General features: G+C 56.0%; 13 protein-coding genes. 9 read left to right on the forward strand and 4 right to left on the reverse strand.

Annotated features, from left to right (window positions below):
- The first annotated feature begins 74 nt into the window (after positions 1 to 74).
- From RDV48_00310 to RDV48_00340, 7 genes are all read left to right on the forward strand, one after another.
- Entirely contained in the window at positions 75 to 974 is a 900-nt protein-coding gene (locus RDV48_00310) for a hypothetical protein (protein ID MDQ7821210.1), read from the forward strand.
- 160 nt (positions 975 to 1,134) lie between these two features.
- Complete coding sequence (locus RDV48_00315; GenBank protein ID MDQ7821211.1) at positions 1,135 to 2,244, forward strand: hypothetical protein; 1,110 nt, start codon at positions 1,135 to 1,137, stop codon at positions 2,242 to 2,244.
- 54 nt (positions 2,245 to 2,298) lie between these two features.
- On the forward strand, positions 2,299 to 3,237 hold the full coding sequence (locus RDV48_00320; GenBank protein MDQ7821212.1) for a hypothetical protein: 939 nt from the start codon (positions 2,299 to 2,301) through the stop codon (positions 3,235 to 3,237).
- Positions 3,237 to 4,160 (forward strand): pyruvate kinase, encoded by a 924-nt coding sequence (locus RDV48_00325; protein MDQ7821213.1) that lies wholly within the window; start codon positions 3,237 to 3,239, stop codon positions 4,158 to 4,160. The genes RDV48_00320 and RDV48_00325 overlap by 1 nt, the downstream gene beginning before the upstream one ends.
- 3 nt (positions 4,161 to 4,163) lie before the next feature.
- Entirely contained in the window at positions 4,164 to 5,744 is a 1,581-nt protein-coding gene (locus RDV48_00330) for a hypothetical protein (GenBank protein MDQ7821214.1), read from the forward strand.
- Between the two features lie 65 nt (positions 5,745 to 5,809).
- Positions 5,810 to 6,397, forward strand: a complete 588-nt coding sequence (locus tag RDV48_00335; GenBank protein MDQ7821215.1) for a hypothetical protein — start codon at positions 5,810 to 5,812, stop codon at positions 6,395 to 6,397.
- A 112-nt stretch (positions 6,398 to 6,509) separates the two neighbouring features.
- Positions 6,510 to 7,355 (forward strand): hypothetical protein, encoded by an 846-nt coding sequence (locus tag RDV48_00340; protein MDQ7821216.1) that lies wholly within the window; start codon positions 6,510 to 6,512, stop codon positions 7,353 to 7,355.
- Between the two features lie 6 nt (positions 7,356 to 7,361).
- On the opposite strand, the gene RDV48_00345 is transcribed toward RDV48_00340, so the two are convergent.
- The 4 genes from RDV48_00345 to RDV48_00360 form a co-directional block, all read right to left on the reverse strand.
- Entirely contained in the window at positions 7,362 to 8,540 is a 1,179-nt protein-coding gene (locus RDV48_00345; GenBank protein ID MDQ7821217.1) for an FAD-dependent oxidoreductase, read from the reverse strand.
- A 41-nt stretch (positions 8,541 to 8,581) separates the two neighbouring features.
- Positions 8,582 to 9,319 (reverse strand): ankyrin repeat domain-containing protein, encoded by a 738-nt coding sequence (locus RDV48_00350; GenBank protein MDQ7821218.1) that lies wholly within the window; start codon positions 9,317 to 9,319, stop codon positions 8,582 to 8,584.
- A 63-nt stretch (positions 9,320 to 9,382) separates the two neighbouring features.
- Positions 9,383 to 10,102: an alpha/beta hydrolase-fold protein gene (locus RDV48_00355; GenBank protein ID MDQ7821219.1), complete on the reverse strand. Its 720-nt coding sequence runs from the start codon at positions 10,100 to 10,102 to the stop codon at positions 9,383 to 9,385.
- Positions 10,103 to 10,189: 87 nt separating this feature from the next.
- The gene (locus RDV48_00360; protein MDQ7821220.1) at positions 10,190 to 10,834 is read right to left on the reverse strand and encodes a zinc ribbon domain-containing protein; all 645 of its coding nucleotides are present in this window, start codon (positions 10,832 to 10,834) and stop codon (positions 10,190 to 10,192) included.
- Positions 10,835 to 11,028: 194 nt separating this feature from the next.
- Here RDV48_00360 and speD point away from each other — a divergent pair, with 194 nt between their 5' ends.
- Positions 11,029 to 11,853 (forward strand): adenosylmethionine decarboxylase, encoded by an 825-nt coding sequence (gene speD, locus RDV48_00365; GenBank protein ID MDQ7821221.1) that lies wholly within the window; start codon positions 11,029 to 11,031, stop codon positions 11,851 to 11,853.
- Between the two features lie 78 nt (positions 11,854 to 11,931).
- Complete coding sequence (locus tag RDV48_00370; protein MDQ7821222.1) at positions 11,932 to 13,893, forward strand: S9 family peptidase; 1,962 nt, start codon at positions 11,932 to 11,934, stop codon at positions 13,891 to 13,893.
- Positions 13,894 to 13,908: the final 15 nt, after the last annotated feature.

Below are 13,908 nucleotides of genomic sequence, written 5' to 3' on the forward strand. Positions count from 1 at the left end.
ATAATGGAGAGTACCTGGCAGTGCCTGAGGGAGACCTGGGCAGAATTTTCCGTCAGGGAACGGGAGGACACGCCATGCAGACAAACCCTCTGGAGCCGAGGATTTCCGCGGGAGCACCGCAGCCCCTCAAGGCTTTCAAGCCGCCCCTGGAGAAGGAACAGGAAGCCGGACCGCCTGCGGATTCCTTCACAAAAGAGGACGCTCAGGTTATGCAGAAGCCCGGGATCGATCCCGGCAAGGAAAATCTGCTGATCGATCCCGGAAGGACTATCGATGAAGCCCTCTCCCTTCTCTCTGACGCGACAAGCTCAATGGACTGGGCAAAGTCAGGACTCAACAACGCGGGATACAGCGTGAGGAACGCTGAATCTGCCCTCAGGAGAGCCGATTTCTCCCTCCGCCGGGTCCAGATGGACAATGACAAGACAGATATGAGCAATGAAGGCTTCATGCTGGACATGTACTTCTCCGACGCGAAGAGGGAGACTGGCTCGGCGGGAAGAGGAGTCAACGATGCCGACAGCAGGGTGGACCGCTCAAATGACTCGCTTGCCTCGTCATACAGCAAGGTCGAGCGCCTCGAGCGGGAGCTCCAGTCCGAGGGCCCCACGTACTCGAGCGTGCTCACCCACCTGCGCAAGGCGAAAAATGACATAGCCCAGGCCCAGCGGGGCGGCAAGGATTCAGACCGCGACATCCACGACACCGACAGGGACGTGGACAGGGCAGAGAGCGATCTCACGTGGATAAGCTCCGATATAATGACCATCAAGATGGACGGCCCCGGCAAAAATGTCTCCCATGCGGGTTACAGCCTTGCCTCAACTTCTCAGCGCACCGGTAACGACCTTAATTCGGCGGAGAGCACCATGCGCAGGGCCGATATGGACATGCGCGACACCCTCCAGAACATCAATTACGCCGCCGATGCCCTCAGGAGGGCGAAAAGCGAGCTTGGGACCATCAAGCCCTGAAGCGGCCGACCGTTATTAATCAGCACACATCCCCCCCGGAGCATCAAAACCCCGGGGGTCCTTATTTTATATGGCCAATATTTCCCCTTTTGAAGGAAAAAGAAGGAGCTTAAGATAAATTGTTGAGTAAAGAGAGAAAGGCCGGGCATAATAAGAAGGAATGAGCTCCCAGGAGACCATCAAGGAATTTCATGACAGGATATGCCATTTCGAGCATCCCGAGGAGCTCTTCGGCGACCTCGGAGAAGACAACGAGACCCGGTACAAGACCCTCTCCAATGCGTTCAAATACCTTGTGAAACTCTACCATCCCGACCTCTTCCCCTCGGGGAGCGAAGAGCAGCATCTTGCCGGCATCGTGACCAAGCTCATCAATTCTCTCCGCACCGATGCCGAGAAAAAGATTGAAAAGGGGACATACGGCCAGCCCATCGATCAGGCCCACGAGGCTTCCGAGTGCATCATCACCACGTCCCTCAGGGAGTACAGGGTCACGAGACACTTTGCCGAAGGGGAGAAATGCGACATCTACCATGCCGAGTATGATGATCCCGAGGACAAGATTCTCCCCTTCAAGCAGGCCGTCATCAAGATCATAGCATTGCCCTCGGAAAACCACCTCATTGAGAACGAGATCCAGGTGCTCAGGCTCCTCACGCACCAGTCTCTTCCGCAGTTCATCGATCATTTCATCATGCCTGAAGAGAAAAAGAAGGCGGTGATTTCAAGGTTTATTGAAGGCGCCGACCTCACGTCCATAAGGCAGAAATATCCTGACGGCGTCCCTGACAGGCACGTGTGCTGGATAATGGAGCGCCTCCTTTCCGTGCTGGGATTCATGCATTACAACGCCGTGCTGCACTGCAACATACATCCCGGGAACATCATTGTGAGGCCCCGGGACCATAACGTGTTTCTGATTGATTTTCTCCACAGCCTCGTTCATCCCGATGGAAGCGACAAGATGAAAGCAGCCCACAAGGACTTTGCCGCTCCCGAGCTCACCTCCTTTGCCTCGAAAGCAAAACCCCATCCGGCTGCCGATATGTATGCCCTCGGGAAGTCCATGATATACCTTCTGGGCGGTGATGCAAGAGGTGACACGGTACCGCACCACGTGGACAGGAGAATCGCAAGATTTATCAAGGAGTTTCTTACCAAAAACCCTGTGCAGAGAGCCAACGACGCCTGGAATATGTACGGGAGAATCTCGGATCTTCGCCTGGAGGTCTTCGGGGCGCGCCATGAATTCTATCCCTTCGCGCTGTGAAGCCCGGAGGGGTATTGAATACACGTAAAACCAGAGGAAAGAGGGTGGCAAAGTATGGGCGGTTCCTGCTACGACCGTGATGTGATAAGCACAAGCAGCAACAGGGCTTTCTCCGATATTTCCGACACCGTCATCAGCCGGTCAGGTGTTGACGATGACCTCCTCCCGAAGTACCCCGGCGCCAGGAAATGCCGCGAGATTGACTGCTTCCACAAGAACCCCATCGTGTGCATCTTTGACGTCACAGGCTCGATGGGTGACTGGAGCAAGACCATCTACGACAAGCTCCCCCTCTTCTTCGGTGAGGTCGAGAAGCAGGGATACCTCACAGATCCGGCAATAAGCTTCGCCGCCGTCGGCGACGCTTATACCGACAGGGCACCGATCCAGGTCTGCAACTTTTCTCAGAGCCGCGAGCTTGACGACTACCTCTCCAGGGTGTTCCTTGAAGCAGGCGGCGGCGGACAGAACATGGAGTCCTACGAGCTCATGGCGTACTATTATCTCCACCACTGCATCCTTAGCAAACCGGAGCTCTCATTCCTTTTCATCACCGGTGACGAGGGATTTTACCCTCATATCGAGCCCTCGCAGGTAAAAAATCTTTTCGGCGACAGCATTGAAAAGCTGGAGAGCAGAAAGGTCTTCGAGCAGCTCAGGAACAAGTTCAACGTGTTTCTGATCCACAAGCGCTACGAATACGACGGCATGGAAGGCAAGATTCTCAAGCAGTGGAAAGACGTCCTTGGCGAAAGGATCCTCATGCTCAATGATCCCAAGGCCATAATAGACGTGATGCTCGGAGCCGTAGCCCTCACGAGCGGCTCAAGAAGCCTCGATACTTACCTCAAGGATATGAAAGACCGGGGACAGTCAACCAGGCGCCTCAAGGACGTGGAGAATTCCCTGTCCCAGTACCACGAAAGCCTTGCCCTCGTGAAGGTCACCGTGAAGGGCCGGCTTCCGGTGCCGGTGAAGAAGGACAAAAAGTAATGCTCATTGCGACGCTTCCCCTCCTGCCAAGGTACCGCCATGACATAGTGAGGAGCCCCGTGGTGGACCAGCTTCGCTATAATACCGTGATGCCCATTGACGTGGAGATTATCACCGTCGTCGAGCAGCTCCTCGAGCTTGCCGGCGAAAAGCCCCTCTGGATTGACCTGAAGTGCCGGCAGCTGCGTATCACGAAGTTCTCCTACCTGCCCTATGACTACGTGGAAATAAGCCATCCAATCACGGTGAATATGCCGACAAAGCTCTATTTCAAGGACTGCGTGGCAGACATAGAGAGCGTCGTGAACGGCACCAGGCTCATCCTGGCCGAGAGGCCCCTTCGCACCGTGGGCGCCGGCGAGCCCGTCAATATCCTTGACCCGTCGCTGCGCATCGAGGGATTCCTCACCGAGCAGGACAGGGCTTACATCGAGGCGGCAAAGAGCCTGGGCCTCCACCGCTACATGCTCTCCTTCGTGGAGAGGAGGGAGGACATTGAAGAGCTCCTTTCCCTTGATCCCGATGCCGAGATTATCGCCAAGATAGAATCCAAGCGGGGCATTGACTTTGTCGAGCGTGATTACCCCTCATACCGTCACTGCGTGCGCCTCATGGCAGCCCGCGACGACCTCTATATCAACCTTGGAGAAGAGAAGGTGCAGATGCTCCCGGCCCTCTATTACCTCGTCTCGCAGGACCCGCAGGCAATCGCCGCTTCCAGGCTCCTCACCTCGCTCTATGAAAAGGACACCCCCGCGATGGGCGACCTCGCCGACCTCCATATGCTCCACCTGATGGGATACCGCTCCTTCATGCTGAGCGACGAAATCTGCCGCATCAGGGATGTCTTCAGGAAAGTCGCCGAGATTTACGGAGAATACCTGGAATTCCTCAGGAACAACCCTTTCTGCTCAGCGGAATAACCCATGGCATCAAAGGGACAGCACCTTATCACCCAGCTCGTGAAGGCCCTGGCCCTGCCGCCTGATACTCCCCTTTCCACTGTATGGCTCGCCATAGGTGACTTCAATAATTTCAAAGACCTGAACAGCCTTTACGGGAGAGCCATAATGGACGCGCTGCTCAAGCAGGCCAGGGCGTTGATAAGGGACAGGGCCGCCCGGTTCAGGGGTCCTGGAGGAAAAGAGTCCCCTGAGGTCACCTTCGTTGGTGACGAGGCAGCCCTGGTCTTCCCCCGATCTCAGAGCGACGGGGCGCACCTCACGCATCTGCTTGAAAAAGTCCAGCATGCCCTTGAGGGAGCCTTCAGGGAGCGCCACATTGTGGCCTGCCTTTCAGGCATCGAGGCCGGCCAGGGGACATCGCCGACGGCTTTTATCGCATCAATCAGGCATCACCTTGAAGAAAAGGGCATTATCCTCGATCCCCTCCCGAGATCGGCGGGGCACCTTGTCCTGTTCAGCAGGGAAAGCGGCGAGTCATCGGCCGACGCTCTCAGGAGAGTCACAAAAGAGGTGGGAAAGCATCTTCCGGCGGGATACGGTGAAGCTGTGAAGGCGACGACCCGCTGGCTTTTCAACAGGCAGACGGGAAGCTTCGAAGAGTTCAACAGCGGGAAAATATGGCCTCTCACCATCTCATTCGGAGTGATCTCAAGCAGGCAGGCTCTCCATCTCGCCGGAATTGACCATGAAGCCCCCTTCGGGGAAGAGCACCTCAGCAAGGCGGCCTTCATGATGTTCGAGCTTGCCCAGCACAATCTCAAGCGGGCCAAGAGTCTCCCGCACAGGATAAGCCTCGACAGCGTCACAAGCGATATAGGCTCCGAGACCCGGGAGCTCCTGAAAGTGACGCTCGCCCCCTTCAGGCCCTACAATCCCCGGAGGGTAAAATACCCCATCATCAGCGAAGAATTCCTGAAAACGGTGGTGAACAACCTCAACAGGGCGGGAGAGCGGGGCGTGCTTCTCCACGCCGAGCCTGTCTACTCCCTCGCCCTTGGCGACAGGCTCAAAGCCGTCTCCCGTGACATCCTGAGGGGCGATGAGTATGGAATCGGCCTCAAGGGCATCAACGATCTTCTCGGCTACGAGATGGGCGACAAAGTAATATGCCTGCTGGAATCGGCCTTTTTCCGGACCATGGCACGCTTCAGGAAAGGAAGGCGGGCAAAAGCCCAGCAGGTCCACATCGCCCGCTTCATTGACTCTTTCACCGTGTATTTCTCGGGCCTCTCCCTTAAAGATCCCTCCCTGGTAAAACTGATGCGGAAAATCATCGCCTGCTTTAACAGCCATGCCAGGAAGCTTTCCCTCTCGCGCCTCTCGGTGAGTGTCGTGCAGAACAGGGAGAGAGTCGAGAGCTCCATTCTCTTCAAGCGCCTCGAAAGAACCATGCGGTCCCCCGGAAAGGCCCGGACTGCCTGCCAGGAGCAGGATCTCATCATCAGGCACTTCACCCCAGATGTGGAAGAAGAAGCGCGCATCCTGAGGGAGGAGGAGGCCTGGCAAAGCGCTTCCAGGCTTCTGAAAAAGCCGCTTCGCTGAAAGCCCCCGGAGGTGAGAGAGGATTCTCACGCCGCTTCGCTGAAATCTCAGGAGAGGTGGTGTTCTTGAAAAAGGGCAGAAAATGGCTTTTTACAGGTCTCCTGATTGTCCTTGCGCTTTTTCTTGTCCTCTTTGCCCTCAGGGCGCTCTTCCCCAACCTGGCCGAAGTGTATTTCGACAACGGCCTCGGGACCTCAGTAACCGTGCATCTTGATTCAAAAAAGCTCATAGCTGTGGATCCGCATACCACCGCCAAGCTCGACATTCCGGGAGGCACGCATCTCGTGGAGGTCTATGACAGCTCCAACAGGCTTATCGACAAGGCTCTCATCTACTGCAGGAAGTTTGACCTGTTCCTGAAGACAAGATACATCTTCAATATTGCCTCGGCGAACAATTACGCCCTCTATTCCGTCGCATACGGAGGGGAGGCAGGAACAGGAGGGAGGCCCAGGACCATCCCTCCAAAAAGCCTCGCCCGGGAGCATTTCTTCAGGTACCCCGCCTCCTACGGGAGCCTCAACAGCGGGTTTCCCAGGGAAGTCTCGGTGAGGAAGGGGCAAAGCTCCTTAACGCTCCAGGTAGTAGGCCATGAGCCTGTCCATCCCTCCTTTCCCTGCTGCACCCAGATGAGGCAGAGCATGGGAAAATGAGGTAAAAAGTAACATCCCGTTCATCATTTCAGCATTTTTTAAGGGCCCTTTCAGGGCCTTTTTATCTGCTGTCGTGACATGGCCTCAAAGGTACTGCACCAGGAGGATCATTATGACCAGGATGGGATATACGCAGCCAGCATTCACAGGCTCCATGCCTTCATTTTCCGGCAGTATGCCGGCCCTTTCAGGCTTCAGCGCCACGTCGCTGATGGGGCTTCCCGGCACCTCGGGCTCATTCGGGATGCCATCCTTTACGGGAGGATTTGGCACGGGAACCGACAGGCTCTCCTCGAGCCTCGAAGCATCAAACCTCATGACGCAGAATCCTCAGGCTTCAGGGATGATGGCCGGGATTCCTTCCTTCGCCATGCAGGGTACCCTCATGAGCATGATGAAGAGCTTCATGGAAATAATGGCGATGTACAGCCAGTTCATGCAGGCAAACGGCATGAACAACGGCGGCCTCCAGGGAAACAACTATGACGGTGGAGGCGGCAACGGCGGCGGAGGCGGCGCTGACTACGACAACGGCGACACAGGCCCCGTTGACACGAATGGCACGCCCAATGGCAAGGCGAATCTCTCACCTTCAGGGGGATGGGCAGGCACCGAGAACCCGGTGAAGAGCCTCGTGTCCCTTGCGGGTAAAGGCTTCAGCGTCACCTCTGCAAAGCGCGGCACGCAGATGACCGCCTCGGGGAACGTGTCTGATCACTACATCGGCAACAAAACAGCCTATGCCAATGATGTCGGGTGGGGATCAAGCACACCTACGGCATCGTCAGACTCAGCGGCATCAAGAATTGTCCAGGCCCTCGGCGGCCCCGCAAACTGGGGCTCCAAGGGCGGCGTCTTCACGAAGACCATCAACGGCATCCGCTACCAGGTGCTCTACAGAACCAATGTCGGCGGCAACCATTTCAACCACATCCATATCGGGGCCAAAAGGGTCTGAAGGCACTCAGCGGAAAAACTCCCTGACGCTGTCAACAGGGGCTTTCTCCCTGATGGCCTTTGCCACCTGGGTCTCGCCGGCGGTGTCACCGAGCATGATGGCCCCGATTACCGTGCCTTCTGAGACCACTGCCTTCTTATAGGACTTTCCCTCATGGAAAAGCACGAGAGACTCATGCTTTTCCTCGGCGTCAATCTCCCCCATGGAGACAAGATCGATTCCCACCACCTTGAGCTTGTGCGAGGGGAGGGTGCCCTCGTAGGCCTTTTGATGGCCCGCCATCACCGATCCTGCCACCTCTCCCTGCTCCCTGGCAGGGGGCCAGATGCCGTAAAGCCTGCTCCTGTGCTCAATGGCATCACCGGCGGCAAAGATGTCAGCCACGCTGGTCTTCATGAGGTCATCGGCTGTGATGCCCTTGCCGACGGCCAGGCCGGCCTTCCGTGCGAGCGTGAGATCGGGCCTCACTCCTGCCGAGACTATGACAAAGTCTCCTTCCACGGTTTTTCCGCTCTTCAGGTGGAGCCTGAGCCTTGCGCCGTCGCCGTCAAGCCTCTCCGATGTCTCCCCCAGGTAAAAGACAAACCCCAGGGAAGCGAGGATGCTCTGCAGGATCCCTGCCCCCTTCACGTCGAGCTGGCGCGGCAGCAGGCGCGGGAAAAACTCCACCACATGCACCGAGAGACCCAGTTTTCTGAGGCTGTTTCCCGTTTCAAGCCCCAGGAGCCCCCCGCCGATGAGCAGTGCCTCCTTCGAGGCCTTCGCTTTTTCAAGTATCCTGTCGGCATCGCCGCTGTGCTTCAGGGTGAAAACCCTCTCCTTCTGCTCTGGCACGCCTGAAATGGGCGGCACGAAGCATTCGGCGCCCGTCGCGAAAAGGAGCCTGTCATAGGGAAAGACCTCTCCCGAAGAAGTGGCTACCTCTTTTTTCACCGTATCGACGGAAGCTATCTCCGTTGACAGATGGAGGCCGATATGCTGCTCATCGTACCATTCCTTGCGGTGAAGCGTGATCCGCTGGAGGGTCACTTCCCCGGCAAGATAGTCTATGAGCCGCGGGCGGTAGTAGAAAGAATGCTCCTCCCTGGTAAACATATCGATGGGGCCAGCGCTGTCCAGCTCGCGGATCTTCACTGCGGCGCTGTCACCGGCCACTCCGTTTCCAATGATGACATACCGGTTCATTTCCCCTCGTCCTCCTTTTTTATACTCCGGAGCATACCAGCCTATTCTTCTGCCCCGCGCTCCTTGAGGTACTGCATTACCTCTTTTTTACCCTTGCTGGCGGCACATCTCAGGGGAGTGGGGCCGTCCGACACGCGGGCATTCACGTTGGCTCCCTTTTCAACAAGTATCTTCACGATCTCCAGGTTCCCGTTTCTCGCGGCATAATGGAGTGCGGTATAGCCCGATTGATTAATGCCCTTCGCCACATTTGCCCCCTGTGCAATAAGGTAGAGCACCATGTCCTTCTGGTTGCTCTGCACGGCATAGCTCAGTGAAGGCGAGCTTCCCGCCCTGCCGTCGTTGACGGGAGCACCCTTGGCGATGAGGAGCCTTGCAACGCCGATACTTCCCGTCTGCGCGGCAAACTCCAGCGGAGTGAAGCCCAGGGTGGTCTCCGCCTTGACAGGGGCATTTCTTTCAATGAGCATTGTTGCGGCTTCGGGCTTGTTTTCCCGCGCCATGTAATGGAGAAGGGTAAAGCCGTTTCTATCCCTGGCGAAGGGTATCTGGGGATTCTCCTCCAGAATCACCCGGGCTTTGCTCATAGAGCCTTTGAGGACCGCCTTGAGAAACTCGAAGGCATGGCTCCACAGCATGTCATCATTGGTATTTTCCACCTGCTCCCGGCTCTCTTCGCCCTGTCTTTCCTTCTCTGCAAAGCCCTGGAGCGGCATGACGACAATGAGGAGAAGGATGGCACATGCCATTATCCTTTTCACCTGCACCATATTTTCCATAACCTTCCCGGTATCCCCCTTTCTGGCTCCCTCTCGACGGTCTGACGACCGGGGACGCTCCCTTTACGCATGCACCGGGTTGAAGGAATAAAAGTGGAACTGGAGCGAGTTGTATATCTGCTTTACCCAGAGGGGCCAGTCATGGGGACCTTCCGTCATCTCAAACTCGCAGAAAAAGCCAAGGTCTCTCAGGAAATGGACAAACTTCTCGTTCCCGGGGATAAACTCGGGCTCCCAGGCGCCGACTCCGACTCTGAAGCGCATGCCCAGCTCATGGAGGTACTCCTTTTTCTCCCATATGGTCCTGTAGATATCATCACCGAAGCCTCCCGAGAGGCAGCCGACGGAACAGAACATCTCGGGGAAATGAGCTCCCATGAAGATAGCCCATGAGGCTCCCAGCGAGAGGCCTTCAATCCCGCGGTGGTAGCGGCTGGCGATGGTCCTGAACTCGTAATCGATATGGCCTACCAGGTCTCTGCCGAGGTAGTAGGCAAACTCCGCCTTCCTGTGGGGGTCAAGGGCGGCATCGTCCTTGTCAGGCATGACAACTATCATCTCGCCGATGGTGCCGCTGTATATGAGATGATCCATATGTTCATGGACTCTCCCCTTCTCCACCCATGTCATCTCGTAATCCATAAGGCCCGGGAGAAGATACACGGCGGAATAGCGAGCTTCGGGCTGGTAGCGGTAGCTCGGAGGGAGATAGATGGTGTAGCGCTTCTCCTTGTTCATTGCCGGGCAGTAAAACGACCGGTGCAACACTAATGATTCACTCATTGCCATAACCTGCTTTCATTGATATTCCGCCCGCAGTTCATAAGGGCGGGCAGTTACATCAAAGGATATATCAAAATACGGGAAATGTCAACTGGAGATCTCCCTCTCCCCTACTTCGAGCCTTATCACTTCCGAGAGTGCCCTCCGCACATGGTGGCCGTTGCCCCAGGCGCAGTTGAGTTCCCAGGTTTTGCCCCCCGCCTCAAGGACAAGCACGTCATAGGGAACTTCGCCTTCGGAACCTTTGTCCAGCAAAAGTCGCGCCGTGAGAATATCCTTGAAGGTAAAGGCGAAATTGCCTTTATGCTCCTTCACTATATCCTCTGGCTGCCATGCCAGGTATTTTCTCCATGGCGCACTGGAAAAATCATGGCTTTCTATGTATTCCCTCCAGTCCAGCCCTTTCTCTTCAGCCTTTTCCGTCACCTTGATATCTATGTCGCTGACCTCGCTGAACAGCTCATCAGGCATGAGGGCGAAAATAAGGCGTTCAGTTGTCACCACCAGGTTCATGAATTTTGTGCCAAGGCCCAGGAAGCCCTTGATCTCTACAAGGTAAGGGATCACGTCCAGGACTGCTTCCGGGCCACCGGGGGGGCCTCCAGGCGGCGGCTCTGAAATGGCCGGCTGCGGGCCTTCCCCCTCTTTCGGCGCACCGCAGTCAGCACAAAAATCCTCGCCAGGCTTGAATTCCCGGCCACAGTAACTGCAAAATGATGCTGTCTCGCTCAAGGCTCCTCCTTATTGTACGAATTTTTCCTCAGGTAAAGATTTAATCTCACCCGGTGAGATATCCTTCACCGGGAACGGCACTGCTGCAGGATCAGGGAAGAGGGCCGCCATGTTGCGCAAAGGGAATTTTTTTGATAGAATCTTTCCAGTGACCTTCAAGAGGCCCAGTGCCACTTTTCCCGCAGGAGCGCCCGATGCAGTATAAACCAATCAGGAAACTCAGGCTTCATGGCTTCAACAACCTCACCAAGATACTGAGCTTTAACATATACGACATCTGTTACGCGAAATCAATAAAGCACAGGAAAGGCTACATCGAGTATATCGACGAGCAGTACAACGCCGAGAGACTTACCAAGATTCTCACCGATGTCTCTGATATAATAGGCGCTACCATCCTGAATATTGCCAGCCAGGATTATGATCCCCAGGGAGCGAGTGTCACCATGCTGATCTCTGACGGGAAGCCCATTGAAGAGCATAACGGGAGTCATATCCTCAACGGGGAAGAGGGGCCCTGCGCCTTCCCCGACGCGGTGGTGGCCCACCTGGACAAGAGCCACATCACGGTCCACACTTACCCTGAAAGCCACCCCGACGAGGGCATCAGCACCTTCAGGGCCGACATCGATGTATCAACATGCGGCCACATCTCGCCCCTCAAGGCCCTCAATTACCTGCTGGGGAGCTTTGACTCCGACATTGTGACCATTGATTACCGCGTGAGGGGGTTCACCAGAAAAATTGACGGCAGGAAGCTCTTTATCGATCACAAGATCACTTCCATACAGAATTTCATCCTGGGAAAATATAAGAACCGTTACCAGATGATCGATGTGAACGTATACCAGGAAAATATTTTTCATACCAAGATGCTGCTGAACCAGTTCGACCTGGACAACTACCTCTTCGGCACCACCAGGAAAGAGCTTGACAGGGAGGAAAGGAAAAGGATAAAGGCCAGGCTCAAGAAAGAGATGGTGGAGATATTCTACGGAACGAACATACCCAATGTGTGAGAGGCCCGCAGCGCTGCTGCGGCATAGACCCTGTGTTTCTGCCTTTTTATTCTTACAGTGAAGGGAAGGAAATATCTCATGAGCGGAATAGTCAGATATATAGTGTGGGGGCTTGGCGCAATGGCATGCTTTTTCATTTTTGCGGGGCTTGCAGCGGATCCGGCAGAGGCCGGGGCTCCGCCGCTCATTCCAAGGAGCCTTCTTTTCGGGAATCCCGCCAGAGCCGTTCCCAGGATCTCGCCCGACGGGACAAGACTTGCGTACCTTGCGCCCCACCAGGGAGTTCTCAATGTCTGGGTAAAGACCCTGGGGAAAACCGATGACGCCGTCGTGACGGGCGACAGGAAAAGGGGCATCCACGTATTCCTCTGGCAGGGCGACAGCGCCCACATTCTCTACATGCAGGACAATGACGGCGATGAAAACTACCACATCTTCCAGACCGAGCTTGCCACCAAAGCGACACGTGACCTCACGCCCTTCATGGGTATCAGGGCGGAGATTCTCGCTGTCGATCCCGCATTCCCCGATACCCTCCTTGTCCAGTGCAACATCCGCGACAGGCGCTACATGGATGTTTACAGGATTAACCTGAAGAACGGAGCCATGGAGCTTGATACGAAGAACCCCGGTGATGTTGCAGACTGGGTGCCCGACAACACGTTCACTGTGCGGGCTGCAGGGGCAAGCCTCCCCGACGGCGGCATGGAGATCCGCACAAGAAAAGACGGGCAATCGCCCTGGGAAGTCCTCATGAAATGGTCCGGTGATGATACCGGCGACGGCGTCGTTGCCTTCACTCCCGATAACAAGGGGGTGTATGTCCTCACAAGCCTCGGCGCTAACGCCATAAGACTGCTGGAAATTGATCTTGCCACGAAAGCCCGGAAGGTTATCGCCTCCGATCCCCAGTTCGACGTGGCCCGCATCCTCACCCATCCCAAAAACCACACCCTGCTGGCAGTGCAGATCCTCGGTGAGCGCGCCACCTGGAAAGCCATTGATCCCGGCGTTGCCGCCGATCTTGAGAACCTCAGGAAAGCCTGCGACGGCGACTTCCAGATCATCAGCAGGGATTATGCCAACTCCCGCTGGACCGTTGATTATACCATTGACAGCAAGCCTCCCTGCGCTTACGAGTATGACAGGAGCACGGGGAAGGCCGCCTTCCTTTTCAGTTATTATCCCGATCTCGACAAGTATGCCTTTTCCCCGATGAAGCCGATAAGCTTCAAAGCCCGCGACGGCATGCAGATCTATGGTTATCTCACCCTTCCCGCGGGCCTCCCCCACAAAAACCTCCCCCTCATCCTGAACGTCCATGGAGGGCCATGGTACCGCGACCGCTGGTGCTTCAACAGGGAGGTGCAGTGGTTCGCGAACAGGGGCTACGCGGTGCTCCAGATAAATTTCCGCGGCTCCACGGGCTACGGGAAGGCTTACCTGAACGCGGGAAACAGGGAATGGGCAGGGAAAATGCATGATGACCTTCTTGACGGGAAAAAGTGGGCTCTTGCCCAGGGCTTTGCGGATCCCAGGCGTGTTGCCATATACGGGGGAAGCTACGGAGGGTATGCCACGCTCGTGGGACTGGCCTTCACCCCCGACGAGTTTGCCTGCGGTGTGGACATGGTGGGCCCTTCCAATATCATCACCCTGATGAAAACACTTCCCCCTTACTGGGAGGCCGGAAAGGCCATTTTCACCAGGCGCGTGGGAAGCCTCGAAAAGGACGAGGAGTTCCTGAAGTCCCGCTCTCCTCTCTTCAAGGCGGGCCAGATTAAAGCGCCTCTCCTCATAGCCCAGGGCGCCAACGACCCCAGGGTGAAGCAGGCTGAAAGCGATCAGATAGTGGCGGCCATGAGGAAAAACGGCAAAGAGGTAGAGTATCTCCTCTTCCCCGACGAGGGCCACGGCTTCGCGCGGCCGGAAAACAACATGATATTCTATGCCGCCGCCGAGCAGTTCTTTGCAAAGCACCTGGGCGGCAGGGCCGAGCCGGTGAACGAAAAAGAGAAAGCCGACCACCTGAGGAAATAACTATAAGCGTCAAGA

The sequence above is a fragment of the Candidatus Eremiobacterota bacterium genome (assembly GCA_031082125.1).
Taxonomy (GTDB): domain Bacteria; phylum Vulcanimicrobiota; class CADAWZ01; order CADAWZ01; family Ess09-12; genus Ess09-12.

Excerpts from the sequence above, each read along its gene's own strand:
- RDV48_00310 (MDQ7821210.1), top strand. The coding sequence starts at position 75 with ATGCAGACAAACCCTCTGGAGCCGAGGATTTCCGCGGGAGCACCGCAG.
- RDV48_00315 (MDQ7821211.1), top strand. The coding sequence starts at position 1,135 with ATGAGCTCCCAGGAGACCATCAAGGAATTTCATGACAGGATATGCCAT.
- RDV48_00320 (MDQ7821212.1), top strand. The coding sequence starts at position 2,299 with ATGGGCGGTTCCTGCTACGACCGTGATGTGATAAGCACAAGCAGCAAC.
- RDV48_00325 (MDQ7821213.1), top strand. The coding sequence starts at position 3,237 with ATGCTCATTGCGACGCTTCCCCTCCTGCCAAGGTACCGCCATGACATA.
- RDV48_00330 (MDQ7821214.1), top strand. The coding sequence starts at position 4,164 with ATGGCATCAAAGGGACAGCACCTTATCACCCAGCTCGTGAAGGCCCTG.
- RDV48_00340 (MDQ7821216.1), top strand. The coding sequence starts at position 6,510 with ATGACCAGGATGGGATATACGCAGCCAGCATTCACAGGCTCCATGCCT.
- RDV48_00345 (MDQ7821217.1), bottom strand. The coding sequence starts at position 8,540 with ATGAACCGGTATGTCATCATTGGAAACGGAGTGGCCGGTGACAGCGCC.
- RDV48_00350 (MDQ7821218.1), bottom strand. The coding sequence starts at position 9,319 with ATGGAAAATATGGTGCAGGTGAAAAGGATAATGGCATGTGCCATCCTT.
- RDV48_00355 (MDQ7821219.1), bottom strand. The coding sequence starts at position 10,102 with ATGAGTGAATCATTAGTGTTGCACCGGTCGTTTTACTGCCCGGCAATG.
- speD (MDQ7821221.1), top strand. The coding sequence starts at position 11,029 with ATGCAGTATAAACCAATCAGGAAACTCAGGCTTCATGGCTTCAACAAC.
- RDV48_00370 (MDQ7821222.1), top strand. The coding sequence starts at position 11,932 with ATGAGCGGAATAGTCAGATATATAGTGTGGGGGCTTGGCGCAATGGCA.